This is a genomic window from Streptomyces sp. Je 1-369, assembly GCF_026810505.1.
Taxonomy (GTDB): Bacteria; Actinomycetota; Actinomycetes; order Streptomycetales; family Streptomycetaceae; genus Streptomyces.
Map to the genome: position 1 here is coordinate 3,141,348 of NZ_CP101750.1, position 24,570 is coordinate 3,165,917.

Consider the following 24,570-nt stretch of genomic DNA (forward strand, 5'->3'; position numbering starts at 1 on the left):
AGAGGTGAGAGGGGGCGCGCAGACGATGCGGACGCGACGCGGCACGGCCAGGCTGCGCGGCTGGGGCGGGGTGGGCGCGATGGGTCTCGCCTGCGCCGTCGCGGGATCGCTCGTCCTGGTCCTGCCGGACAGAGGCGGCGCGGGGGACGACGCCGTACGTCAGGGTGGCCCCGGCTCGACCGTGGCCGCGCCCGCGCGTGCGGACGCCGCCGACTGCAACGACCGCAGCCTGAGCCCCTCCCCCAAGGACGGCCCGACGATCGAGAAGATCAGGAACCGCGAGGTCAAGAAGCTGATCGTCGGCGTCGACCAGAACAGCTACCGGTGGGGCTACCGCGACCCGAACAAGAAGGGCGGCGAGCTGGAGGGCTTCGACATCGACCTCGCCCGCGAGATCGCCGAGGAGATCTTCGGCGACCGCGACGCCGTCGTCTTCCGCGCCATACCCACCAACGAGCGCATCCCCGCGATCCAGAGCGGCCAGGTCGACATGGTCGTCCGCACGATGACCGTCAACTGCGAGCGCCTGAAGGACGTCGACTTCTCCACCGGGTACTTCGAGACGGGCCAGCAGGTCCTCGCCCCCAAGAAGTCCGACATCACGGGGTACGACCCGTCGCTCACCGGCAAGAAGATCTGCAGCGCCTCCGGCTCCATCGCCGAGGACGAGCTCAAGAAGAAGAACTACTCCGCCGACATCACCACCACCGTCCCCAACCAGCTGGACTGCCTGGTACGGCTCCAGCTCGGCGAGGTGGACGCCGTGGTGACCGACAGCGCCCTCGCCGCGGGCCAGGCCGCCCAGGACCCGACGGTCGAGCTGAAGGGCGAGGAGCCGTTCACCACCGAGCACTACGGCGTGGCGATGAAGAAGGGCTCGGACGACTTGGTGCGCCGGGTCAACAAGGTCCTCGACGACTACCGCGAGGACGGCGGCTGGCAGAAGTCCTACGACAAGTGGCTGAAGGAAGGACTCGGCAAGTCCTCGGGCCCGCCGGACGCCGAGTACCGGGACTGACCCCGAGTACCGGACTGACCCGGAGCCGACAACCGACCTGGTACGACTGGAGAGTTACGACGGGCCCTCAACTACCGAGAACCCGGGGCAACGCAGAGCGGAGAGGTGATCGATGAGCGTCGCGGGACCCCCCGGTCCGTTGATGGACCGGGACGAGGTGGACCGTGCGCTGGCGCGGCTCGACGCCGAGCACGAGGCGATCGAGACCTCGCTCCTCGCCCTCCAGGACCACGCGGGCCGCCGCCTGCTCGAAGGCGCGCGGCTCACCGGCGTCACCGAGGAGCGCTGGACGGCCACGGAGGCCAGGATCACCCTCCTGTGGGCGTACTTCGACGCGTACGCGGGCGCCCTGCGCACCGCACGCGACGTGCGCGAGCGCAGACGGTGGCCCAGCAAGGACGACCTCGTCGAGCTGACGGAGCTGCTGCGCGGCGAGGCCGTGACCGTCGCGGGCGGCTCGTCGTCCGGTGCGTCGCCCTCGCTCACCGGGCCCGCGAAACTCACCGAGCGGTTCACCCTCGAAGCGCTCGTGACGCGCATGAACGATTTGTACGCGGACTCCCTCGACATGGTCGTCGCCGCCGACGCGGTGTGGTCCGCGCTGCCCGCCCGCATCGACCTGCTCGCCGCCGAACTCCACCGCACCCGTCAACTCGCGCACTCCGTCGGCGTACGCCCTGGGGAGCACCCTTCCGGCGACGACCTGGAGCGCATCACCCGAACCCTGACCGCGCTGCGCGAGCAGGTGGTCTCCGATCCGCTCGCGTTCTGGCAGCGCGCGGAGGGCAGTTCGGCGCCCGGCGGCGGCCGTCCGCACACCGAGCGGTACGACCGGGAGGCCCGCGCGCTCGAAGAGGTGCGCCGCGAGATCGATGCGGTGCTCACCGTCCGGCAGGACGCGGAGGTCCGCCTCGGCAGGCTCCGTGACGTGCTGTCCCGCGCGGACCGCACCCTCTCGGAGGCACGCTCCGCGCGCGGCGAGGTCCTCGCGAAGATCGCCGCCTCCGAGGTGCCCGCCGTCAGCGGCCCGCCGACCGCGCTCCAGGAGCAGCTGGCGATGGCGTCGGAGTACCGCAGGCACGCCCAGTGGCACCGCCTCTCGCCGCTCCTGGAATCGTTGGAGGAGAAGGCCGAGGACGAACTGCTGCGTGCCCGCGAGTCGTTGACGGCCGTCACCGCGCCCCTCGCGGTCCGCGCCGAACTGCGCGGGCGCCTGGACGCGTACAAGGCGAAGGTCGCCCGGCTGGGCCACGCGGAGGACCCGTTCCTCATCGAGCGGTACGACGCGGCGCGCCGCATGCTGTGGAGCGCGCCCTGCGATCTGCGGGTGGCCGAGCAGGCGGTCCTGCGCTATCAGCGGGCCGCCGCCGAAGCGCTTGCGCCGAGGGTTCCGCAGCAGGGCGGGCCCACCGACCGGACGGGGGAATCATGAGCCGGCGTGAATGTCAGCGGCCCAAGTGCAGCGGAAGCTACGACGACTTCGGTGGCGGTGAGCTGTACTGCGACACGTGCGGCCTCGCCCCCGTCGTCGCGCCGGACGGCAGGGTCTCCTCGCCGCCGACCGGTCTCACGGCCGGTGGCAAGGGCTCGCGGGGCTCGGGGAGCTCCAGCGGCCGCTCGTCGTCGCGGTCCTCCAGTACGTCCCGTTCGTCGCGCTCGCAGTCCTCGCGCAGGTCGGTGTCCGGGCGGCTCTCCCGGTCCCTGTCCGGCAGTTCGACGTCGCGGTCGGTGTCGGTGCGCAGCTCGGGCTCGGCGACGGGCTCCTCGGCGCGCGGGCGGCTCGGTGTCGGTCTGGTCGCCGTGCCGGACGTGCCGCGTCCCGATCCGCGTGGGGCCGTGCAGGAGAACCCCGAGGTGCCCGAGCGGAAGCGGTTCTGCTCGCGCTCCGACTGCGGGGCACCGGTGGGCCGTGCGCGCGGCGAACGGCCCGGCCGCACGGAGGGGTTCTGCACCAAGTGCGGGCACCCCTACTCGTTCGTGCCGAAGCTGCACCCTCGCGACATCGTGCACGGCCAGTACGAGGTCGTGGGGTGTCTGGCGCACGGCGGGCTCGGCTGGGTGTATCTGGCCATCGACCGTGCGGTGTCCGACCGGTGGGTGGTCCTCAAGGGGCTGCTCGACACGGGTGACCAGGACGCGATGGCGGCGGCCATCTCCGAGCGGCGCTTCCTCGCGGAGATCGAGCACTCCAACATCGTCCGCATCTACAACTTCGTCGAGCACCTCGACCAGCGCACCGGCTCCATGGACGGGTACATCGTCATGGAGTACGTCGGCGGCAAGTCCCTGAAGGAGATCGCCAACGGCCGCCGCACACCGGAGGGCAGACGCGACCCGCTGCCGGTCGAGCAGGCCTGCGCGTACGGCATCGAGGCCCTGGACGCCCTCGGCCATCTGCACAGCCGCAAGCTCCTGTACTGCGACTTCAAGGTCGACAACGCCATCCAGACCGAGGGCCAGCTCAAGCTCATCGACATGGGCGCGGTCCGCAGGATGGACGACGACGAGTCCGCGATCTACGGAACGGTGGGCTATCAGGCCCCCGAGGTCGCCGACGTCGGCCCGTCTGTCGCCTCCGACCTCTACACCGTCGCCCGCACCCTCGCGGTCCTCACCTTCGACTTCCAGGGCTACACGAACGTGTTCGTGGACTCCCTGCCCGACCCCGACAACATCGAGGTCTTCCGGACGTACGAGTCCTTCTACCGCCTCCTGGTCCGTGCCACGGACCCGGACCCGGCCCGCAGGTTCGCCTCCGCGCAGGAGATGGCCGAGCAGCTGACGGGCGTCCTGCGCGAGGTGGTGGCGCTCCAGACGGGGCTGCCGCGGCCCGCGCTCTCGACGCTGTTCGGGCCCGAGGTGAAGGTGCCCGACACGGAGCTGTTCGCCGAACTCGCGGGGGAGGTGTCGCGGCTCGGGGCGCGGGCCGAGCTCACCGCCGGGGAGAACGGCCACGCGCTGCCGGAGAGCACCGCGACCGCGGGGATCGTCCGCGGGCTCGACTCCGCCGCGACCGCCCTCGCGCTGCCCGTGCCCCTGGTGGACCCGAACGACGCGAACGCCGGGTTCCTCGCCGGTCTCATCGGGGCCGCGCCCGCCGAGCTGATCACCGCGCTCGGCACGGCGCCCGCGGACTCCCTCGAACTCCAGTTGCACGGCCTGCGGGCCCGGCTCGCCATGGGGGAACTCGCGCCCGCCGCCCAGGCCCTCGCCGCCCTCGAACAACAGCACCCGGACGACTGGCGGGTGGTCTGGTACCGGGGCGTCGCCGCTTTGGCCACCGGCGACTTCGAGAACTCGGCGCTCTCCTTCGACGCGGTCTACGACGCGTTCCCCGGCGAGCCCGCGCCGAAGCTGGCGCTCGGCGTCATCGCGGAGGTCCTCGGCCAGCTGGACAACGCCGCCGAGTACTACCGGCTGGTGTGGACGACCGACCCGAGCTATGTGAGCGCGGCGTTCGGCCTGGCCCGCGTGCGGCTCGCGGCGGGCGACAGGGCCGGTGCCGTGCGCACCCTGGAGTCGGTGCCGGAGTCCTCCATCCACTACACGGCGGCCCGGGTGGCGGCGGTGCGGGCGAGGCTGCGTCAGCGTATGACGTCGGACACGGCAGCCCCTTCGGGCGTCGCCTTCCTGGACGAGCTGACAGCCGCCGCAGGGCAGATCGAGGCACTTGCCGGATTCGGGCTCGACGCGGTGCGCAGGGAGCGCCTGTCGACCGAGGTTCTGGGGACGGCGCTCGACTGGGTACTCTCCGGTAGGCACTCTGGTCACGTTTCCGCGCCACCGGGCACTCCCGGGACGCGGGCCGTACTGCTCGGCAGCGACCTGGACGAGCGCGGCCTCCGGTTCGGCCTGGAGCGTTCGTACCGGACACTGGCCCGGCTCGCTCAGGGTGGCGAGGAGAGGATCGAACTGGTGGAGCGGGCCAACCGTTTCCGCCCCCGGACGTGGGTGTGAGTATGTCGCAGATGCCCCAGCTGTCTGCCTGCCCCAGCTGTGAGGAGCCGCTGGAGTCGGGTGACCTGTATTGCGGTGCGTGCGGGTTCGACCTGTCGGCGGTGCCACCGCGGCCGGACGTGTCCCCCAACGGATCCGCCGGGTCCGTACGGGGCGCCGCCGCGGGCGGGGAACCCTCCGAGTGGCCGGTCGCGCCGGAGGTCGACAGCACCGACACGCCGGTTCCGACGCACCTCCCGACGGACCTGCCGGGCACGGACTCGGCGGGCGGCGAACTCCCGGAACGGCCGGACGCCGTCTCTGCGACGCCGGATGCCGCGACTGCCGCGCCCGATGCCTCATCTGCCGCGCCGGGTGCTGAATCGGTCACTCCGGACGCGTCCGTAGAGCCGGACGAGTACCCGCTGCCCGCCCCGGACGCCCCCGGCTCCCCCGCCGCCCCGGCCGCCGACCCCCGTACGGCCACGCCCCCCGCGGGCACCAAGCTCTGCGTGGCGTGCCGGTCGGGCCGCGTCGACCCGGACGGGTACTGCGAGAACTGCGGGCACGCCCAGCCCCGCGAGCGCGACCACATGGAGCAGGAGCTCGACACCGTCGCCGCCGTCAGCGACCGCGGCCTGCGCCACCACCGCAACGAGGACGCCTTCGCGATCTCCACGGCCGCACTGCCCGACGGCTCGCCCGCCGTCGTCGCGATCGTCTGCGACGGAGTCTCGTCGGCGACCCGCCCGGACGAGGCCTCGCTCGCCGCGACCCGCGCCGCCAACGAGTCACTCCTCGTCTCGCTGCCGCGCGGCACACACCCGCAGCAGGCCATGCACGAGGCGATCCTCGCGGCGGCCGACGCCGTCAACGCGCTCGCCGCCGAACCCGCGTCGGCCCGCGAGCACAGCCCCCACCAGAACGCGCCCGCCTGCACCCTGGTCGGCTCGATCGTCGCGGGCGGCCTGCTCGTCGTCGGCTGGGTCGGCGACAGCCGCGCCTACTGGGTCCCCGACGACCGGGAGGGCCCCACCGTGCGCCTGACCGAGGACGACTCGTGGGCCGCGCAGATGGTCGCCGCGGGCCTGATGAACGAGGCCGAGGCGTACGCCGACGAGCGCGCGCACGCCATCACGGGCTGGCTCGGCGCGGACGCGTACGAACTGGAGCCGCACACCGCTTCCTTCAAGCCGGACCGTGCGGGTGTAGTGGTGGTGTGCACGGACGGCCTGTGGAACTACGCGGAAGCCGTCGAGGAGATGGCCGACGCGGTGCCCGCCGACGCCGCGGACCGGCCGCTGCACAGCGCCCAGGTCCTGGTCGGCCACGCTCTGGACGGCGGGGGCCACGACAACGTAACAGTGGCCGTCGTGCCGTTCCCGTTCGTGCCGCAGGGGGCAGGATCGGCCTAGAGCCCGGCGGGGGGACCGTACCGGGCCGTGTGGTCTTGAGGTTATGAGGATCTGAGGGGGAGCAGTTCCATGGCCAATTTCTCGAAGTCGAACGTGCCGCAGTTCTCTGTGGACGTCTACCAGAACGAGTACCTGCCGGAGGGCGGCCGCGAGGTCAACGCCATCGCCACGGTCACCTCGACCGGCGGCGGAACGATCGGGGCCGCGGTCGGCGCACCGCACCTGTACGCCGCCGGGCAGAGCCCGGACGCCGCCGTCGCGATCATGGTGGACTGCTCCGGTTCGATGGACTACCCGCCGACGAAGATGCGCGGTGCGCGGGACGCCACCGCCGCCGCGATCGACGCGCTCCGCGACGGCGTGCACTTCGCCGTGATCGGCGGCACCCACATCGCCAAGGAGGTCTACCCGGGCGGCGGGCGGCTCGCCGTGGCGGGACCGCAGACCCGCGAGCTGGCCAAGCAGGCGCTGCGCAGGCTGAGCGCGGGCGGCGGCACGGCGATCGGCACCTGGCTGCGCCTGGCCGACCGTCTCCTGGCCTCCGCCGACGTGCCCGCCTCGGCGGTGCGGCACGGCATCCTGCTCACCGACGGCCGCAACGAGCACGAGTCGCCCGAGGACCTGCAGGCCGCCCTGGACTCCTGCGCGGGCCGGTTCACCTGTGACGCCCGCGGCGTCGGCACGGACTGGGAGGTGAAGGAGGTCACAGGGATCGCCTCCGCGCTGCTCGGCACCGCCGACATCGTCGCCGACCCGGCCGCCCTCTCCGCCGACTTCACGCAGATGATGGAGGCGGCGATGGGCAAGGAGGTCGCCGACGTCAGTCTGCGGCTGTGGACGCCGGTGGGCGTGGAGATCAAGTTCGTGAAGCAAGTGGCGCCCACGGTCGAGGAGTTGACCGGACGTCGCACGGAGGCGGGACCGCGTGCCGGGGACTACCCGACCGGGTCCTGGGGCGACGAGTCCCGCGACTACCACATCTGCGTCCAGGTGCCCGGCGCCGAGCTTGGCCAGGAGATGCTCGCGGCCCGTGTCTCGCTGGTCGTACCGCAGGAGGACGGCAGCGCGCAGACGCTGTCGCAGGGCCTGGTGCGGGCCGTGTGGACCGACGACATGTCGGCGTCCACGTCGATCAATCCGCAGGTCGCGCACTACACGGGACAGGCGGAACTGGCCCAGGTGATCCAGCAGGGACTCGACGCCCGCAAATCGGGAGATGTCGACGGAGCGACGGCCAAACTGGGCCGCGCGGTGCAGCTCGCGAGCGCCTCGGGCAACGCGGATACGGCGAAACTGCTTTCGAAGGTGGTGGACGTCGTGGACGCCGCGGCAGGTACTGTTCGATTGAAGGCGAAGGTCGCGGAGGCGGACGAGATGACACTCGAGACGCGGTCCACGAAGACTGTTCGCGTGAAGAAGTAGCCAGTACGTGTACGGCCCTCGGGCCGGAGAAGGAGAGGGGGAAGCGCCGACATGCCGACCTGCCCTAACGGACACCAGTCGGGTTCCGATGACTGGTGCGAGGTCTGCGGTCACCGCATGGCCGGTGCCGTACCTCCGCCGCCCCCGCCGCCGCCCGCGGCGGGGTACGGCTATCCTCCGCCGCCGCCCGGCCAGGACCCGGGCTTCCCGCAGCCCGCGCCGGGGCGCCCGCATCTGGCCGCCGTGCCGGATCCGGCTCCCGAGGCGGAGCTCTGCCCGCAGTGCCGCACGCCCCGCGAGGCGAACGCGCCGTTCTGCGAGGAGTGCCGCTGGAACTTCCTGACGAACACGGCGACGTCGTACACCCCGGCCGCGCCGAACCCGCCGCTGCCGGGCACGCACGGCGGTCCCGGTGGCGGCCCCGGAAGGCCGCCGGGCCCGAACCCGGCGCAGCAGTTCCAGCAGCCCCCGCCGGGTTACGAGTACCAGGGCTCGCGTCCGTCGCAGATGAACCGTCCCGCCGAGCCGATCCCGCCGTTCGGCAACGGGCACGGGCAGCAGGGTCCGGGTCCTGGCGGCCCTCAGGGTCCGGGTCAGCCGTTCCCGGGTCAGCCCGGCGCGCAGGGTCCCGGTCAGCCGTTCCCGGGTCAGCCCGGTCCGCAGGGTCCGGGTGGTCCGCAGGGTCCGGGTGGTCCGCACGGCCCCGGTCCCGGTCAGGCCCCGCCCGGCGCGCCTCAGGCCTTCCAACAGCCGGGTCCGCCCGCACCGCCCGCGTTCCCGCAGGAGAGGGGCGCCCCGCAGGGCCCGCCGCCTCCGCCGCCGCCCGGCCCCGGAGGACCATCCTTCGGTGGCGGTGCCGCCGACGACTGGGTGATCTCGCCTCCGTCGGCCCCGGCCCAGCAGGAACCGTTCCAGCAGCAGGAACCGTTCCAGCCCCAGGAACCGTTCCAGCCGCAGGAGCCGTTCCAGCAGCAGCCGCCCCCGCAGCCCCAGGGCCCCGGCACGTGGACGGTGACGATCGCGCCCGACCGCGAGTACTTCATGGCGATGATGCAGCGCAGCGGGCCCGAGGCCTCGGGGCTCAACCTGCCCGCGTACTCGCCGGAGCAGCAGCGTCCGCTGGCCGGCAACCAGCTGACCATCGGCCGCCGCAGGCACTCCACGGGTGACACCCCGGACATCGACCTGTCCGTGCCGCCGGAGGACCCGGGCGTCTCCCACCAGCACGCGATCCTGGTCCAGCAGCCGGACGGCACCTGGGCGGTCGTCGACCAGAACTCCACGAACGGCACCACGGTCAACGGCGGCGAGGAGCCCATCCAGCCGTTCGTGCCCGTCCCCCTCCAGGACGGCGACCAGGTCCACGTGGGCGCCTGGACGACGCTCACCATCCGCCGCGACTGATCACAGGCGAGACGGGCCGGTTCAGAGAGGCCAGACGTACGGCCCCTCGGGGTCGTCCAGCCAGGCCCACTCGTACGGCCCGCTCGTCGTGACACCGAAGCGCTCGCGCACCGGCTGCCCCTCGCGCTGCCACAGCGCGAGCGCTTCGTGCGGATCGAGGCTGCCCGCGGTCAGCTCCAGGAGGAAGCGGAAGAGCTCGCTCTGCAGGGCCCTGCGCGGCAGCCCTCCGGCGTGGTGGTCGTACGGAGTCCTCGCGTCTCCCCCACGCAGCGGTACGAAGTAGGCGGGCGTGTGCAGGAAACGCCCCTCGGCGTGCTCCGCGTCCCGCACGGTCAGCGCGATCAGGCCGGTGGCCAGCGGCGCGAGGATGCGCGCGCCGGGCCTGCACTGGCCGAGCCACGCCTTCGGCACCGAGCCCAGGGTGCAGGTGGCGATGATCCGGTCGTAGGGCGCCCGCTCGGGGCAGCCGGCGGCGCCGTCGCCGGTCACCACGGCGGGGCGGTACCCGGCGGCCGCCAGGTGCTGCCGGGCGGACTCCGTGATCTCCGGGTCGAGGTCGACGGTCGTGACGTGGTCGTCGCCGAGCCGGTGGGCGAGCAGCGCGGCGTTGTAGCCGGTGCCCGCGCCGATCTCCAGGACGCGGTCTCCTGGGCGCACGTCCAGTTCGGCGAGCATCTTCGCCATCAGGGACGGCTGGCTGCTGGAGGAGAGCAGGTCCCCGTCGCGCACGCGGGTGGCGAGGGGAGCGTCCGTGTAGGCGCCGCGCAGCCAGCGGGTGCGGCGTCCGTCGTCGGGGTCCTCGCCCCACAGCCGCTCGTACCCGCCGCTGACACCCACGTAGTAGTAGGGCACGAAGAGGTGCCGCGGCACGGCGGTGAACGCCGCCCGCCAGGCGGGGTCCTCTCGCAGGGCCCCGCTCGCCTCGATCTCCCGCACGAGGCCGGCCCGGACCTCGGCGAGCAGTACAGGATCGGGTTCCATGGGTCCACTGTGCTGCGCCGCGGCCTCCTGTGCGAGTGGCGGAACCGCCGCCACCGTCCCCGGCGCGGACCCAGGTGATCGGCGATGGTCCTAAGCCTTCCGTACTAAGCCGCCCCGTCTGAGACCATGGAACGCGTGAAAGAGATCCCGCACGGCACGCTTCAGGAGCAGACCTACTACGAGCAGGTCGGCGGCGAGGAGACCTTCCGACGCCTGGTGCACTTCTTCTACCAGGGGGTCGCGGAGGACCCGCTGCTGCGGCCGATGTACCCGGAGGAGGACCTCGGGCCCGCCGAGGAGCGTCTCGCGCTCTTCCTGATGCAGTACTGGGGCGGCCCCCGTACGTACAGCGACAACCGCGGCCACCCCCGGCTGCGCATGCGGCACGCGCCGTTCACGGTCGACAGGGCCGCGCACGACGCCTGGCTGAAGCACATGCGCACGGCGGTGGACCAGCTCGGGCTCTCCGAGGAGCACGAGCGGACGCTGTGGAACTACCTGACGTACGCGGCGGCTTCCATGGTCAACTCCGAGGGGTGACGTCGGAGTTCCGGAGCACGGTGGCGCCCGCTCTCACGCGGGCGTGACCGTGAGCCCTCCGACACCGGCGCGGCGCACCGCGACGGACCCGTAGGCCGTACGCAGCCGCAGCCACGGTCCCGAGGACAGCAGCGTCAGTGCGTCGCCCCGCAGGAAGCCGAGGGACTGCGCCGCGTGTGCCGCCCGTACCGGCAGTTCCGTGTCGGCGACGGGACGGGACCAGATCTCCCGCCCCACGCGGTCGAGTTCGGCGCGCACGCGCCGCTCGGCCGGCAACTCCTCGACCCGCGACCTGAATTCGGCGACGGCCCGCTTGACCAGGGACCGCATCGCCTCCGGAGCCGGAAGGCCCGGTTCCTGCCGCCAGCCGCCGCGCGGCGGCAGCACACCCGCCCACGGCGGTCCGGTGACGGCCGCGGGGACGTCGGCGACTCCCGCCGCCTCCACGGACTCCACCGATTCGCCGACGCGTTCCAGGAACTCGCCCGCGGAGACGGTGACGTCGAGCGTGGTGTCGAGCCCGTACTCGTACGGCTTGGCGAGCCGCGCCGTACGGATGACGAGCACCTCGAACGACGGCGGCCGCCCGAACACGGCGAGCGTGTACCCGGCGGCCTGCAGCCGCACCGCGGCCGCCTTGTCGTAGTGGATCAGCCGGGCCAGGAAGGCGGCGAGGTCCGCCGCCTCCCCGGCATCGGCGAAGTGGAGCCGCGCGGTCATGCGGCGAGCGCCCCCGAGCCACTGTCGGGGCCGCCCGCGCTGTCGTCCACGTACTCCTCAAGGAACGAGCGCTCCTCGGCCGAGATCCGCCGCGGACGCTGCGCCTCCAGGTCGAAGGGCACGACCACGGTGGAGGCCCGCACGTACACCTGCTGCGCGTCCTTGATCTCGTACGCGATGGTCAGCGAGGCCGCGCCGATCTTCGTCACCCACGACTCGATGGTGACCGGCTCGTGCCGGTGCACCAACGGCCGTACGTAGTCGATCTCGTGGCGTGCCACGACCGAGCCGCCGGAGAACGACGGCGAGCCGTCACCGGGCGCGAGCCGGAACATGAAGTCGATCCGCGCCTCTTCCAGGTACCGCAGGAAGACGACGTTGTTGACGTGCCCGAAGGCGTCCATGTCCGACCAGCGGAGCGGGCATTGGTATATGTGTCGAGCCACGGTCGCCTCAGCCCCGGGTGAGCTTCTTGTAGGTGGCGCGGTGCGGACGGGTCGCGTCCACGCCGAGGCGCTCGACCTTGTTCTTCTCGTACGACTCGAAGTTGCCCTCGAACCAGTACCACTTGGAGTCGCCCTCGTACGCCAGGATGTGCGTGGCGACCCTGTCGAGGAACCAGCGGTCGTGGGAGATCACGACGGCGGCACCGGGGAACTCCAGGAGCGCGTTCTCCAGGGAGGACAGGGTCTCGACGTCCAGGTCGTTCGTCGGCTCGTCGAGGAGGAGCAGGTTGCCGCCCTCCTTGAGGGTCAGCGCCAGGTTGAGGCGGTTGCGCTCACCACCGGAGAGCACGCCGGCCGGCTTCTGCTGGTCCGGGCCCTTGAAGCCGAACGCGGAGACGTACGCCCGCGAGGGCATCTCGACCTGGCCGACGTTGATGTAGTCCAGCTCGTCGGAGACGACGGCCCACAGCGTCTTCTTCGGGTCGATGTTGGCGCGGCCCTGGTCGACGTAGCTGACCTTGACCGTGTCGCCGACCTTGATGCTGCCGGAGTCCGGCTGCTCCAGGCCCTGGATCATCTTGAACAGCGTGGTCTTGCCCGCGCCGTTCGGACCGATGATGCCGACGATGCCGTTGCGCGGCAGCGAGAAGCTGAGGTCGTCGACGAGGACCTTGTCGCCGAACGCCTTCGACAGGTGCTCGACCTCGACGACGATCGAGCCCAGACGCGGGCCCGGCGGGATCTGGATCTCCTCGAAGTCCAGCTTCCGCATCTTGTCCGCCTCGGCGGCCATCTCCTCGTAGCGCGCCAGACGCGCCTTGGACTTGGCCTGCCGCCCCTTGGCGTTGGACCGCACCCACTCGAGCTCTTCCTTGAGCCGCTTGGCGCGCTTCTCGTCCTTGCGGCCCTCGACCTTGAGACGGGTCTGCTTCTTCTCCAGGTACGTGGAGTAGTTGCCCTCGTACGGGTGGGCGCGACCGCGGTCGAGCTCCAGGATCCACTGGGCGACGTTGTCCAGGAAGTACCGGTCGTGGGTGACCGCTACGACAGCACCGGCGTACTGGGAGAGGTGCTGCTCCAGCCAGTTCACCGACTCGGCGTCGAGGTGGTTGGTGGGCTCGTCGAGGAGCAGCAGGTCGGGCGCCTCGATGAGGAGCTTGCAGAGCGCGACGCGGCGCTTCTCGCCACCGGAGAGGGTGGTGACGGGCCAGTCGCCGGGCGGGCAGCCCAGCGCGTCCATCGCCTGCTCCAGCTGGGCGTCCAGGTCCCACGCGTTGGCGTGGTCCAGGTCCTCCTGGAGCTTGCCCATCTCCTCCATGAGCGCGTCCGAGTAGTCCGTCGCCATGAGCTCGGCGACCTCGTTGAAGCGCTTCAGCTTGCCCATGATCTCGGCGGCGCCGTCCTGCACGTTCTCCAGGACCGTCTTCGACTCGTCCAGCTGCGGCTCCTGCATGAGGATGCCGACGCTGAACCCGGGCGACAGGAACGCGTCACCGTTGGACGGCTGCTCGAGCCCGGCCATGATCTTCAGCACCGTGGACTTACCGGCGCCGTTGGGGCCCACGACACCGATCTTCGCGCCAGGAAGGAAGCTCAAGGTGACGTCGTCGAGGATCACCTTGTCGCCGTGCGCCTTGCGCGTCTTGCGCATGGTGTAGATGTACTCAGCCAAGAGAAACCGTCCGGCAATCAGTGAGTGGGCAGATACACCCCATCTTGCCTGACGGCCACCCCCCGGAGGAAACCGGATAGTGGGGCGCCGGTTCCTCTCCTCGCGCGCGGTAGCCGTACGACTACCGCGCGCCCCTCCGTCACCGGCCGCCTATTCGCCTACTCCTCGGTGGAGGTCTCCGCCGGGGCGTCCTTCTTGCGGAGGAAGAACACCGCCGCGCCGCCGACCACGACGAACGCCACCGCGATGCCGACGATCAGCGGGGTGTTGCTGCTGCTGCCGGTCTCGGCCAGGTCGCCGCCGCCGACGGTGCCGCCCGCCGAGGCGGGGCTGGGCTGCGAGGCGGGCTGTGCCTTGCTCGTTATCGTGTCGCCCGCCGTGCGGCAGTCGAGCACGCCCTTGAACCGCTTCTCGAAGCCGCTCGGCCCGTTGATCGTGAAGTCGTAGGGCTGGTCCTCTTGCAGCGGGATCGTCACGGTCTGTGACGCGCCCGCCTTGATGGTGTGCTTGAAGCCCATCAGGCGGAAGGTGAAGGGCTTGTCGCCCTTGTTGGTCGCGGTGATGTCCACACCGCTCTTGGCGCAGTTCTTCTCGGCCGAGAGCGCGGGCAGCGCTCCTTCGGCGGCCCAGTTCGCGGTCGCCGCTGCCGACACCGTCGACTCGCTGGATCCGGCGAGGATCTGCGTCTGGCTCCTGGTCTCGGACGCGAAGGCCCGGCCGACGGGCACGGTGGTCGACGTCTGCACGGACAGCGCGGCCGCGCCGTCGGGTGCGTCCTTCGGCACGTCGAAGTAGAGGCGGCTGCCGTCGCGCGCCGACTTCACCGGCTTGCCGTTCTTGCCGACGACCTTCACCCCGCTCGCCTCGGAGTCCGCGGGCGGCGTGACCGTCACCGACTCGGCGTCGGTCCGCACGGTGACCGGCCCGAGCCTCTTCCCCGCACGGCCCGACACGGCCGACGGCTCCAGCGTCAGCGACGCTTTGGGCTCGGCGCTGTTCCGCGCGCTCTTGTACAGATAGTCGGCGAGCTTCTCGGCCTGCGGGTCGACGGCGTCGACCTTCGCGCCGTCGGAGTACCGCCAGATCGCCACCTGGGTGCCGGCCGCGGCGGTCTGCGCGGTGAGGGACCGCGCACCCGCCTTGCGGGCCAGCGCGGCGAGGTCGTTCACCTGCGGGTACGAGTTCTGGAGGATCCAGCGGATCTTGCCCGCGTCCCGGTTGCCGTTCAGTGAGGTGCCGCTCCAGGGGGTCTCCTGGTACTTGGCGTCCTTCTGCGTGGGGTTGAGGATGTCGATGCAGTACGTCTGGAGGGTGCCGCCGCCGTCCACGGACATCTCGAAGAGTCCCGCGGGCACCTGCTGCGAGGTGCCGTTGTCACGGATGACGGCCTGGCCGAACGTCTGCAGCCCGCCCAGCGTCGCGACGGCTCCGCCCCGGTGCGCCGGGGCCTCCTCCGCCGCGGCCGCGCCCGCGAAGGTCACCCCGCCCACCAGGGCCAGCCCCGCAGCCGCGGTCACCGCGGCGAACCGGGCGACACCTCGGCCGGGCCCGCGTCTACTGCGACTGCGGTCGCGGTCGCCGCTGTGGCCGCGTTCGCCACTGTGGCTGCGGTCACCACTGTGGCTGCAGCTGCGACTCCGGCCTCGGCTACGTATGGACAACGCAGAAAACACTGAATTCCCCTCCGGGCGGGACCCGTTCACAACGTTGGGGGGTGGTCCCGCCAGCAGACTGAAAGGGGCAGGTTCACCTGCCACCTGCGTGGCATCACCTGCCGACTGCCCCGTGAGCTACGTCCGGCATCCTAAGGAAGCGCCGCATCACGAGCCCTACGGAGATCACCGGACGGCGGATCCGACTCGGAATCGTTATCCCCAACCACCGCTCCGAGCTGGGCTTATCGATAAATCAACGGCACCCATTCGCCGATATGCCGCACTTCGGTCGCGTGCGTGCTGCGGTTCCCGGCACCTGGCTACGGCGTGCCTGACGCTGCGTCACCCCACCGGCTCCGGCTTCTTCTCCCACAGCCCGGACACATCCTGTCCCTGACCCGACGCTTGCCCCGACGCTTGCCCCTGCGCTTGCCCTTGCGTCGGCTCCGTCAGCGTCGGGTTGCCCCTGCCCACCCTTCTGAACGCCGCCGTGCCGCGCGTCAGATCGTGGCCGATGGCGACCGCCTCGATGTCCGCCGACGTCCAGTGCTGCCCACCCCGCTCCTCGTCGCGCACCTTCAACCTGCCCTGCACGATGACCGGTTCGCCGACGGACACCGACCCCTGCACGTTCGTGCCGAGCGCCCGCCACGCCCAGACCGTGAAGAAGTTGGTGTGCCCGTCGGTCCATGTGCTCTTCGCCCCGTCGTAGTACCGCGCCGTCACCGCGAGCCGGAACCGCGCCACCGGTCCCGACGGCAGCTCCCGGTACACCGGCGTCGTCGCGACGTTTCCCACTACCGTCACCAAGGTCTCGTTCATCGCCGAACCCCTCCCCCGCTTCATCTGTCTCGTCGTCTGCCTCGTCGTCCGCCTCGTGCAGCTGTCTCGTACAGCGGCCCCGCGGCGGTGATCTCAGATTGCACCGGTCGGGCGGATCCCGCTGAGCCCTGTGGACCACCGCCAGGTTGTGGAAAACTCCGTCACCCGATCGGGGAACGGGCGGCCCCCGACAGCTCCCCCGACACCCGCACGTACTGCTCCCTGACCTCCCGGTACCGCAGCAGCTCCGCCGCCACCGGATCGAGGACTCTCGCCCGCCCGCACCCGGCCGCCGTCTCCCGCAGCCGCCGTTCCGCCTCGTTCCCGTACCGGCGCGCGGGCCCCCGCGCCGCCATCCGGCTCGCCCACTCCACGCACGGGCCGCCCACGATGCCCGCCAGCATCAGCAGCACCGGCACGCCCAAATTCGGCGTGGCGAGGCCGATGATCTGGCCCAGCAACCAGATCCCGCCCACGACTTGCAGCAGCGTCATCGCGGCCTGCGCCAGGACCGCGACGGGCCACCAGCCGGGGCGCGGCGGCCGTCCACCCGGCACGCCCGCCATCACCCCCGCCGTCACCGCCAGCTCGTCCAGAGCCTCCGGAAGCCCCTCGGCGCCGCGCACCGCGGCCTCTCGCACGGCCTGCCCCCAGGGCAGCGGCAACCCTCTCGCCGCCTCGTCGGCCACCGTGCGCACGGCGTGCTCCACCCGCTGGCGTGCCGTCGCCTCCTCGTCCACGGGCGCGAGGGCGACCGGCGTCGGCACGCCCTGCGAGAAGCGCCGCGCTTCGTACCAGCGCCACAGCCTGAACCACGGGTCCCCGCACGCCTTGCCCGCGTGCCTGCGCCAGGCCCGTTCCGCGGCGTCCCCCGCGGCGGCCGCGCCCACGGCGTCCGCGAGCCGGTCGGCGAACTCCTCGCGGGCCTCCTCGCTGAGCCCGATCCGCCCGCGGTTGCGGCCGGAGTGCCCCCCGCTGACGTACACCGGACGCAGGCGTTCCGCGGCGGCGTCCACGTCCGCGGAGATACGGCGGGCCGCGGCACCCCTCTCCTGGGTGAACTGTCCCAGTGCCTCACGCAGTTCGCCGATGCCCTCACCCGTCAACGCGGAGATCGCGAGCACCGTGGCGCCCGGCTCCCCGTGCTCGCCGAGCGCGACGCCGTCGTCGTCGAGGAGGCGCCGCAGGTCGTCGAGGACCTGGTCGGCGGCGTCTCCCGGCAGCCGGTCGATCTGGTTGAGCACCACGAAGGTGACCTCGGCGTGGCCGGCCATGGGGCGCAGATAGCGTTCGTGGAGCATCGCGTCGGCGTACTTCTCCGGGTCGACGACCCAGATGACGGCGTCGACGAGGGCCAGGATGCGGTCGACGTGCTCGCGGTGCTCGCCGACCGCCGAGTCGTGGTCGGGCAGATCGATCAGGACGAGCCCTTGGAGCTCGTCGGCACCGGGCCCCTGAAGCGGGCGGCGGCGCAGGCGGCCGGGGATCCCGAGCCGGTCGAGGAGGCCTGCCGCGCCGTCCGTCCAGCTGCACCCGATGGGCGCGGCGGTGGTCGGCCTGCGCACACCGGTTTCCGAGATCATCACTCCGGCGAGCGAGTTGAAGAGCGTCGACTTGCCGCTGCCGGTGGCCCCGGCGATGGCGACGACGGTGTGCCGTTCGGAGAGCCTGCGCCGGGCGGCGGCCTCGTCCAGGACGCGCCCGGCCTCGGCGAGCGTGCCGCTGTCGAGGCGGGTGCGGGAGAGCCCGACGAGTTCGCGCAGTGCGTCCAGGCGGGTACGGAGGGGGCCTTCGTAGGAGGGGGTGGGGCCCGTGGAGGGAGCGGAGGGGGTGGAGGGGATGGAGGGTGGGACTGGGGCGTACGAGCGGGCTGCGCTGTTGATGACCAGGTCCGCGCCCCCGCCCCCGCCGCTGCCGCCCCCGCCCGGGGACCGTTGCGCGTCTTCGACTCGGCGGGCGATGAGGCCGTCGTCCCAGGGGCGGCCGGGACGGCTGTCGGTACGTTCGGCGTGGCGGTCTCGGCGGGCGCGCGTGGCGTCGGCGTCGGTCTCGGCGTCGGCGTCGGCGGCGGACGCGTCACGACTCCGGTCACGGACCCGGTCACGGACCCGGTCACGGTCACGTTCCTGGTCACGGTTGCGCGCCCGGTCGGCCGGGTCAGCGGGGTCGGCGGGATCGGCGTGATCAGTGACGGCGGTCACCGCGGTCACCTCTCCTTCTGGAGTACGGACAGGGCGGCGATCAGCTCGGCCTGGGGTTCGGGGTGCACTTCGAGGGCGTACAGGGGGGCGAGCCTGCGCTCCCGTTCGGCGTTGAGGACCTTCTCCAGGTAGTCGACCAGCAGGCGCCCGCCCCGGTCGCGCAGCCGGACGGCGGCCTGGGCGCCGATCCGCTCGGCGAGGACCTCCCCGGCCGCACGCGCCCGGCGCCCGCCGAGCAGCGCCGTGGCGAGCAGCGCGGCGACGACCTCGGGGTCGGGAAGGACGTTCTTGTCGACCCGTTCGAGGCAGCGCACCTCGTCCTCGGCGTACTCCTCCATCTCGCGCCGCCACCTGCGTACGGCCATCCCGATACGGTGCTCGGCGCTCTCGGTCTCCGGATCGCGCCCGGCCAGGGTCGGCGCTCCGGCGGCGGGTTCGCGCCGCCAGGCGTCGTCGATGTGCTCGTCGGCGGCGGTGACAGCGCACAGCAGCAGCGCCTCCAGGCTCTCGGCGATGGCGTCGAGGAGTTCACCGGCTCCGCAGTCGAGCGGATAGCTGCGCCAGCGCTTCAGGGCGCCTCCGGCGAGTACCCCTCCGGCCCGCAAACGCCTCTCCACGCGCGCGTGCTCGTTCTCGTACGCCTCGTCGACGGCGGAGGTGAGCCGTAGCGCGGCGGCGTACTGGGCGGCGACGGCGCCCGCGAGTTCCGGCATGCGCGAGTCGAGGGACCCGAGGACCCCCAGGGCGGTGCGGGCGACGGCCTGCTCGCGGACGGAGGGGTCTTGGGCTTGGTGGGTGAGCCAGGCGCGCAGGGGCGCGACGGCGGTGGCGGGGAGCAGCCCGCCGCCGCCCGCGGACTCGGGCAGTTCGGGCACGGTGAAACGCGGTACGTCGCCGAGGCCAGCCTTGGCGAGCAGCGCCCCGTACTGGCGCGACACCTCGGTCACCACCTGGTGCGGTACGCGGTCGAGGACCGTGACGAGGGTGGCGTCGTGCTCCTTGGCGGTGCGCAGCAGGTGCCAGGGGACGGCGTCGGCGTAGCGCGACGCGGTGGTGACCATCACCCACACGTCGGCCGCGGAGATCAGTTCGGCGGCCAGGACGCGGTTGTCGGCGATGAGGGAGTCGATGTCGGGTGCGTCCAGGAGGGCGAGTCCGCGGGGCAGGCTGGGCGCGGTCTCGATACGTAGCGCGCGCTCCTCCTCACCGACGAGGGCCGCCGCGTCCCCGCCCGCGTCTCCCTCCCCTTCGCCCTCCTCCTCACCGGGGTCCTGGCGTGGCACCCACACGCGCGTGAGGTCGGGCAGGATCCGCATCCCCGAGAACCAGTGGTGGTCGTCCGGATGGCAGACGAGCACGGGAGTGCGGGTGGTGGGCCGCAGCACACCCGCCTCACTGACCTGTCGCCCCACCAGGGAATTCACGAGGGTGGACTTGCCGGCCCCGGTGGATCCGCCGATGACGGCGAGAAGGGGCGCTTCGGGGGCCTTGAGCCGGGGCACGAGATAGTCATCGAGCTGTGCCAACAGCTCGTCCCGGTTGGCACGCGCGCGGGGCGCCCCTGGCAGGGGGAGCGGAAAGCGTGCGGCGGCGACACGCTCGCGCAGGGCGGAGAGTGCGTCAAGCAGCTGAGGCCGTACGTCCAAGGTCACCACATGCGAAGAATGCCCAATTTTGGCGTCTTTCTGAAGCATATGGGCGCCTCTGCGCGCCGATCGGACGCAGGTGAGGGAAGGGGCGGTCGGGGCGCAGGCATAACGAGTGCACAACACCCGGGGCGTGAGACGCCAAAAGCGATGCGAGATTCGCACCTGCCTGCGATTATCAGGATCGCTTCACCGAACCTCCACATCGCGGCGCGGAGGCGAAGCGCCAGGGGCAGGGACCCGGGAGCCCTATCCTTGTCCCCGGCAAGGTCACGGATCACCCCCACATCCGGCCCCGTGCCACCCGGCCACACCCGGCCCCCGTAGCTCAGTGGATAGAGCAGGCGCCTTCTAAGCGCTTGGCCGCAGGTTCGAGTCCTGCCGGGGGCGCAAACAGCCTCTCACCTGCGAAGACGCGTGAGAGGCTCTTTCGTGTCCGGATGCACATCGCTCCGACAGCAAGCGCCTTCGCCTTCCCGCGATCGCGGGACAGACAAACCTCGCGCCGAAAAACCCCGCGCCATGGCGACAACGCCCCTCGTCTGCGAAACGCGATGTAGCACCGGGTAGCACACTTCCGCTACCGTGGACAGCATGCCAGCGCAGCCGGAGATCACTCAGCGCGATCTGCGCACCCGCTCCAAAGAGATCATGGATGCCGTCCAGGGAGGACAGGCGTTCACCGTCACACGCGACGGACACCTTCTCGGCGAGCTGATCCCGCTCCGCCGCCGTCGCCGCTTCGTTCCCCGTGCCGAGTTCGCGGCCATGTCACGCACCGCCCCTGACATTTCCACGGACGCCTTCCGCGACGACCAGGACGCCCTCGTCGAGCAGGAGTTGGACGACCCATATGCCCGTTGAGCACGAGCAAGGGCTGCTCGATACCAACATCATGATCCTGCGCAAGTGGATCGACACCGACGAGTTGCCCGCCGAGATGGCCATCAGCGCCATCACCCTCGCGGAACTCTCAGCGGGCCCCCATCAGGTACGCGGCAGCGACGAGCAGAGCGGCTACGACGAACACGCCGAGCGGGCCCGCCGCATGGACGTCCTACAGCGCGCCGAGAACGAATTCGACCCCATCCCCTTCGACGTGGAGGCCGCGCGTATCTACGGCAGGATCTGCGCCGCCGTCGTCTCCGCAGGCCGCAAGCCCCGTCGCCGTGTGGCAGACCTGATGATCGCCGCCACCGCAGCCGCCGAGGAGCTACCCCTCTTCACCACCAACCCCGACGACTTCAAGGGCCTCGACGACTTGATCACCATCGTGCCCGTAACCAGGCCCGAGACCCTGCACGACCGGTAGCACCGAACATGAGTGACCGCTCGGCCCGTGATGAGCCGGGCAGTTCCCAGCCGATGAGCGCGTGAAGTGACAGCAAGCGCCTCGACGGGTTTCGTTCGCGAACGGCCCGCGAGCAATCCCGGCGGGAGATTGGCTCCTTGCCCGATGTGCATAACGGGGTATATCGGCATCCAGGTTGAGGGAACGGTTGATTCCGCACCATCCTTACGGGCATGGCTGCTGCTGTCCTCTCCTCCGCCCTCGACCTCTCCGACCTGCGTGACTACGCCTTCGACTGGGCGCTCGTGGATGTGGAGACCTCGGGGCTCGTCGCCCGCAGGGACCGCGTGCTGTCGATCGCGGTGGTGACCATCGGGCGCGACGGCGTGCAGACCGGCGAGTTCTCGACGCTGCTGAATCCCGGGTGTGACCCCGGGCCCGTGCACGTCCACGGTCTGACCGCCGAGCGGTTGCGCGGGGCGCCGTCCTTCGAGCAGGTGGCGGAGCAGCTCGGCGCGTTGCTGCGGGACCGGGTCCTCGTGGCTCACAACGCACAGTTCGACTACGACTTCCTGGCCCACGAGTTCGCCCGTGCCCGCACGTACCTGCCCGTCTCGCAGCGGCTGTGCACCCTGGCTCTCAACCGGCAGGTCGATCTGCCGGTCGAGGACATGAAGCTGGGCACGCTGGCCGCCCACTACGGCGTAGCGCAGACCCAGGCGCATGACGCGCTGGACGACACCCGGGTCCTTTCCGGGATCTTCCGCGCCACGTTGCGGGAGGCGGCGCGCCTCGGCCTGCCACTGCCGCTGGTGGCCTGTCCGCCCCGGCAGGATTCCCAGTTCGCGCCCAAACCGCCGAAGACACCGTGCGCGTACCGCAATCCGGGGCGGTTGCAGCCCGGCGGCCCGCTCCTCCAGGGCATGAAGATAGCCATCACCGGGGAGACCGCGACCTCGCGGGCGGAGCTGGTGACGCGGTCGGTCGCCGCCGGTCTGAACATGGTGTCCTCGGTCAGTCGGCACACCAGCGCGCTGGTCACCAACGACTCCGCGTCGGGATCGGCCAAGGCCCGGCGGGCCATCGCCGAGGGCGTGCCGGTCATCGACGAGTCCGCCTTCCTCGAACTGCTCGCCGGAGTTCAGTCCGGGGCGCTCCACCAGGCACCCACGCCGGAGGCCGCCGCCCCGGCACCGGAGAGGGTTGTTCGGGCGCCGGAGGCGGTTGTTCCGGCCCCCCGGCCGTCGGAGCCCGACAAAGCCGCGTCGACGGACAAACCGCTGACCGGGCAGCGGGTACTGGTCCTCGGCGGTACGCACGCGGACGCGGTCGTGGCCCGTAGCCGCATCGTGGAGCTGGGCGGCTCTGCCGCCGTCAACCTCTCGTTCAGCGTCACCGATGTCGTCGTCCTGGCCGGAGGTGAATACGACCGCCGCAGGCGCCGGATCGCGGACCTGGGGCTGCCTCTGCATGACGAGAACTGGCTCAGCGCGCCAACAGCGGTCCGCAGCGATGAAGATGAGGCCGCGGATGAGCAGAGGGATGAGCAGAAGGACGAGCAGAAGTCGGCTGCGGCCCGGCCGTCTGCCCCTCGCGTACTGCCGCGCGGCGGTGTCATCGACCTGCCCGCACCGCCCTCCGGAACTCCCGCGCCCCCCTGGCACGTCACCGCGAGCTGGGTGCCACAGGACCACTCCGAGATCGACGTCGTCGCATTCGCCCTCGACGAGGACGAACAGGTCACCTTCGACGAGGACTTCGTCTTCTACGGCGCCCCGGAGAACCCGGCGGGCACGGTGCGACTCCTCACCGACGGCCCGGCCGAGCAGACCATCACCATCGACCTGGCCTCCCTCCCGCCCGCCTCGCGCAAGGTCGTCATCGCGGCCGCCATCGACGGGGAAGCGACCTTCGGGGACGTCGGAGCGGTCCAGGTGGCCGCCGCGCCGGACGACAGTGCCGCGGCGTTGGCACTGGCCACGATGGACGCGGCCACCACGGAACGGTCCCTGCTCCTCGCCGAGATCTACCGCCGCGGCTCCGTCTGGCGTTTCCGCGCGGTCGGACAGGGACACGACCACGGACTCGGTGACCTCGCACGCGGGTACGGCGTCGCTGTCGACGACTGACCTGTCTCCCCGGCTGGTGATCAGGCGCCGCGTGACTCGATCAGGGCGAGCGGGTCACTTCTGCTTGACCGGCGGGCACGTGCCGGTGTCCTCGCCGATGGAGTTGATTTCCGCGTTCGAGCGGGAGTCGCCCGCGTAGTCGACCTGGTCCGTGCACTTCGTGTCGGGGTCCTTCGGCGTCCCCGCCGACTTGTCGGGCTTCTGGACCGGCGGGCAGGTGCCGGTGTCCGCGCCGATCGAGTTGATCTCCGCGTTCGAGCGGGGGTCACCGGCGTAGTTCAGCTGGTCCGTGCACTTCGTACCGGCCTTGGCGGGCGTGCCCGACGCCTTGTCCTTCGTGGCGTCGGGCTTCGACGCGTCGGACTTCGAAGCGTCGGGCTTCGAGGCGCTCGCGCCCGACGACGATGCGCTGCTCTCGGAGGAGGACGCGTTGTCGGCGCCGCCGTTGTTGCATGCCGTCAGTGCCAGACCGAGGGCCACTGCGGTCATGGTCAGTGCCGAGATCTTCCGAGTGCGCATTCTGGTCTCTGTCCTCTGCGTGGGGGCCATCGCTGCTGGGGAGCGGCGGGCGAGTGAACTGGGCGCGGGCTGTTCGTCCGTGTCGCTTTCTGTTCCAGGAGACAGTCAGCGTGGTTGCCGCAGTTGCATCTTGATCGTTCTCGGGACACGTTCGTGACATGACAGGGGTCGTGTCGTGAAGTCCCCAGAGAGGTTCCGTCGGGCTTCGTGGGGCTTCGCCGAGCTTTCGTGGGGCTTCATCAGGCTTCATCGGGCTTCATCGGGGCCGTATCGGGGTTCCCGGAAGCGACGTGTACTCGTACCGTGAGCGGATGGCGACGATCAAGAAGTTCCAAGTCACCTTCGACTGCGCCGAGCCCGAGCGGCTCGCCCGGTTCTGGTGCGACGTATTGGGCTATGTCGTACCGCCGCCGCCGGACGGGTTCGCCACCTGGGACGACTTCAAGCAGGCGCAGCCGCCCGAGCAGCGGGACTCCTGGTTCGCCTGCATCGATCCCTCAGGCATCGGGCCGCGGCTGTACTTTCAGCGCGTACCCGAAGGGAAGGTCGTCAAGAACCGGGTCCATCTCGACGTGCGGGTCGGCACGGGGCTCGTGGGTGCAGAGCGGCTCGCCGCGCTCGAGGCCGAGCGCGATCGGCTGGTTCCGCTCGGGGCCGTGTACGTGCAGACGCTGTACGACGGCAACGATTCGTGCATTCCGATGTTGGACATCGAGGGCAACGAGTTCTGTATCGATTGAGAGGCCGACGGGT

The 24,570-nt window shown here is 71.3% G+C and carries 20 protein-coding genes and 1 tRNA gene; 12 read left to right on the forward strand and 9 right to left on the reverse strand.

Annotated elements, in window-relative coordinates:
• Window positions 1-25 precede the first annotated feature (25 nt).
• The 6 genes from NOO62_RS14280 (at window position 26) to NOO62_RS14305 (ending at window position 9,195) form a co-directional block, all read left to right on the forward strand.
• Window positions 26-1,018 (forward strand): glutamate ABC transporter substrate-binding protein, encoded by a 993-nt coding sequence (locus NOO62_RS14280; protein WP_268771272.1) that lies wholly within the window; start codon window positions 26-28, stop codon window positions 1,016-1,018.
• Window positions 1,019-1,130: 112 nt separating this feature from the next.
• Window positions 1,131-2,450 carry a hypothetical protein gene (locus NOO62_RS14285; RefSeq protein WP_268771273.1) on the forward strand — a complete coding sequence of 440 codons (1,320 nt, stop codon included), beginning with the start codon at window positions 1,131-1,133 and terminating at the stop codon, window positions 2,448-2,450.
• Complete coding sequence (locus NOO62_RS14290) at window positions 2,447-4,975, forward strand: serine/threonine-protein kinase (RefSeq protein WP_268771274.1); 2,529 nt, start codon at window positions 2,447-2,449, stop codon at window positions 4,973-4,975. Before NOO62_RS14285 ends, NOO62_RS14290 begins: the two co-directional genes overlap by 4 nt.
• Before the next feature lie 2 nt (window positions 4,976-4,977).
• A complete protein-coding gene (locus NOO62_RS14295; protein WP_268771275.1) occupies window positions 4,978-6,369 on the forward strand; it encodes a PP2C family protein-serine/threonine phosphatase in 1,392 nt (463 codons plus the stop codon).
• 69 nt (window positions 6,370-6,438) lie between these two features.
• The gene (locus tag NOO62_RS14300; protein ID WP_268771276.1) at window positions 6,439-7,791 is read left to right on the forward strand and encodes a vWA domain-containing protein; all 1,353 of its coding nucleotides are present in this window, start codon (window positions 6,439-6,441) and stop codon (window positions 7,789-7,791) included.
• Window positions 7,792-7,842: 51 nt separating this feature from the next.
• On the forward strand, window positions 7,843-9,195 hold the full coding sequence (locus NOO62_RS14305) for an FHA domain-containing protein (RefSeq protein ID WP_268771277.1): 1,353 nt from the start codon (window positions 7,843-7,845) through the stop codon (window positions 9,193-9,195).
• 21 nt (window positions 9,196-9,216) lie between these two features.
• Here the strand turns inward: NOO62_RS14305 and NOO62_RS14310 are convergent, their stop codons facing one another.
• Entirely contained in the window at window positions 9,217-10,176 is a 960-nt protein-coding gene (locus tag NOO62_RS14310; protein ID WP_268771278.1) for a methyltransferase domain-containing protein, read from the reverse strand.
• Between the two features lie 126 nt (window positions 10,177-10,302).
• On the opposite strand from NOO62_RS14310, the gene NOO62_RS14315 reads away from it, so the two are divergent.
• Window positions 10,303-10,716 (forward strand): globin, encoded by a 414-nt coding sequence (locus NOO62_RS14315; protein ID WP_268771279.1) that lies wholly within the window; start codon window positions 10,303-10,305, stop codon window positions 10,714-10,716.
• 33 nt (window positions 10,717-10,749) lie between these two features.
• Here NOO62_RS14315 and NOO62_RS14320 read toward each other — a convergent pair whose 3' ends face one another.
• The 7 genes from NOO62_RS14320 to NOO62_RS14350 all read right to left on the reverse strand — a co-directional run bounded on the left by NOO62_RS14320 (window position 10,750) and on the right by NOO62_RS14350 (window position 19,887).
• Window positions 10,750-11,436 (reverse strand): hypothetical protein, encoded by a 687-nt coding sequence (locus NOO62_RS14320; protein WP_268771280.1) that lies wholly within the window; start codon window positions 11,434-11,436, stop codon window positions 10,750-10,752.
• Entirely contained in the window at window positions 11,433-11,882 is a 450-nt protein-coding gene (locus NOO62_RS14325; protein ID WP_150218603.1) for an acyl-CoA thioesterase, read from the reverse strand. Before NOO62_RS14325 ends, NOO62_RS14320 begins: the two co-directional genes overlap by 4 nt.
• A gap of 7 nt (window positions 11,883-11,889) precedes the next feature.
• Window positions 11,890-13,554, reverse strand: coding sequence for an energy-dependent translational throttle protein EttA (gene ettA, locus NOO62_RS14330; RefSeq protein WP_268771281.1), 1,665 nt, complete (start codon window positions 13,552-13,554; stop codon window positions 11,890-11,892).
• A gap of 158 nt (window positions 13,555-13,712) precedes the next feature.
• The gene (locus NOO62_RS14335; RefSeq protein ID WP_268771282.1) at window positions 13,713-15,071 is read right to left on the reverse strand and encodes a Cys-Gln thioester bond-forming surface protein; all 1,359 of its coding nucleotides are present in this window, start codon (window positions 15,069-15,071) and stop codon (window positions 13,713-13,715) included.
• 480 nt (window positions 15,072-15,551) lie between these two features.
• A complete protein-coding gene (locus NOO62_RS14340) occupies window positions 15,552-16,031 on the reverse strand; it encodes a single-stranded DNA-binding protein (protein WP_268771283.1) in 480 nt (159 codons plus the stop codon).
• A gap of 161 nt (window positions 16,032-16,192) precedes the next feature.
• Complete coding sequence (locus tag NOO62_RS14345) at window positions 16,193-18,232, reverse strand: YfjP family GTPase (RefSeq protein ID WP_268771284.1); 2,040 nt, start codon at window positions 18,230-18,232, stop codon at window positions 16,193-16,195.
• 5 nt (window positions 18,233-18,237) lie between these two features.
• On the reverse strand, window positions 18,238-19,887 hold the full coding sequence (locus NOO62_RS14350; RefSeq protein WP_268771285.1) for a dynamin family protein: 1,650 nt from the start codon (window positions 19,885-19,887) through the stop codon (window positions 18,238-18,240).
• A gap of 308 nt (window positions 19,888-20,195) precedes the next feature.
• Here NOO62_RS14350 and NOO62_RS14355 point away from each other — a divergent pair.
• The 4 genes from NOO62_RS14355 (at window position 20,196) to NOO62_RS14370 (ending at window position 23,298) form a co-directional block, all read left to right on the forward strand.
• Window positions 20,196-20,268 (forward strand) — tRNA-Arg (locus NOO62_RS14355).
• Window positions 20,269-20,472: 204 nt separating this feature from the next.
• Window positions 20,473-20,742, forward strand: coding sequence for a type II toxin-antitoxin system Phd/YefM family antitoxin (locus tag NOO62_RS14360; protein ID WP_268771286.1), 270 nt, complete (start codon window positions 20,473-20,475; stop codon window positions 20,740-20,742).
• Window positions 20,732-21,190 carry a type II toxin-antitoxin system VapC family toxin gene (locus tag NOO62_RS14365; protein WP_268771287.1) on the forward strand — a complete coding sequence of 153 codons (459 nt, stop codon included), beginning with the start codon at window positions 20,732-20,734 and terminating at the stop codon, window positions 21,188-21,190. Before NOO62_RS14360 ends, NOO62_RS14365 begins: the two co-directional genes overlap by 11 nt.
• A 212-nt stretch (window positions 21,191-21,402) precedes the next feature.
• Window positions 21,403-23,298, forward strand: a complete 1,896-nt coding sequence (locus NOO62_RS14370; protein ID WP_268771288.1) for a TerD family protein — start codon at window positions 21,403-21,405, stop codon at window positions 23,296-23,298.
• Window positions 23,299-23,352: 54 nt separating this feature from the next.
• Here the strand turns inward: NOO62_RS14370 and NOO62_RS14375 are convergent, their stop codons facing one another.
• Entirely contained in the window at window positions 23,353-23,817 is a 465-nt protein-coding gene (locus tag NOO62_RS14375) for a hypothetical protein (protein WP_268771289.1), read from the reverse strand.
• 311 nt (window positions 23,818-24,128) lie between these two features.
• Here NOO62_RS14375 and NOO62_RS14380 point away from each other — a divergent pair, with 311 nt between their 5' ends.
• On the forward strand, window positions 24,129-24,557 hold the full coding sequence (locus tag NOO62_RS14380) for a VOC family protein (protein ID WP_268771290.1): 429 nt from the start codon (window positions 24,129-24,131) through the stop codon (window positions 24,555-24,557).
• Window positions 24,558-24,570 lie beyond the last annotated feature (13 nt).

Coding starts and splice junctions, on each gene's coding strand:
- NOO62_RS14280 (WP_268771272.1), top strand. CDS start 26: ATGCGGACGCGACGCGGCACGGCCAGGCTGCGCGGCTGGGGCGGGGTG.
- NOO62_RS14285 (WP_268771273.1), top strand. CDS start 1,131: ATGAGCGTCGCGGGACCCCCCGGTCCGTTGATGGACCGGGACGAGGTG.
- NOO62_RS14290 (WP_268771274.1), top strand. CDS start 2,447: ATGAGCCGGCGTGAATGTCAGCGGCCCAAGTGCAGCGGAAGCTACGAC.
- NOO62_RS14295 (WP_268771275.1), top strand. CDS start 4,978: ATGTCGCAGATGCCCCAGCTGTCTGCCTGCCCCAGCTGTGAGGAGCCG.
- NOO62_RS14300 (WP_268771276.1), top strand. CDS start 6,439: ATGGCCAATTTCTCGAAGTCGAACGTGCCGCAGTTCTCTGTGGACGTC.
- NOO62_RS14305 (WP_268771277.1), top strand. CDS start 7,843: ATGCCGACCTGCCCTAACGGACACCAGTCGGGTTCCGATGACTGGTGC.
- NOO62_RS14310 (WP_268771278.1), bottom strand. CDS start 10,176: ATGGAACCCGATCCTGTACTGCTCGCCGAGGTCCGGGCCGGCCTCGTG.
- NOO62_RS14315 (WP_268771279.1), top strand. CDS start 10,303: ATGGAACGCGTGAAAGAGATCCCGCACGGCACGCTTCAGGAGCAGACC.
- NOO62_RS14320 (WP_268771280.1), bottom strand. CDS start 11,436: ATGACCGCGCGGCTCCACTTCGCCGATGCCGGGGAGGCGGCGGACCTC.
- NOO62_RS14340 (WP_268771283.1), bottom strand. CDS start 16,031: ATGAACGAGACCTTGGTGACGGTAGTGGGAAACGTCGCGACGACGCCG.
- NOO62_RS14360 (WP_268771286.1), top strand. CDS start 20,473: ATGCCAGCGCAGCCGGAGATCACTCAGCGCGATCTGCGCACCCGCTCC.
- NOO62_RS14365 (WP_268771287.1), top strand. CDS start 20,732: ATGCCCGTTGAGCACGAGCAAGGGCTGCTCGATACCAACATCATGATC.
- NOO62_RS14370 (WP_268771288.1), top strand. CDS start 21,403: ATGGCTGCTGCTGTCCTCTCCTCCGCCCTCGACCTCTCCGACCTGCGT.
- NOO62_RS14375 (WP_268771289.1), bottom strand. CDS start 23,817: ATGCGCACTCGGAAGATCTCGGCACTGACCATGACCGCAGTGGCCCTC.
- NOO62_RS14380 (WP_268771290.1), top strand. CDS start 24,129: ATGGCGACGATCAAGAAGTTCCAAGTCACCTTCGACTGCGCCGAGCCC.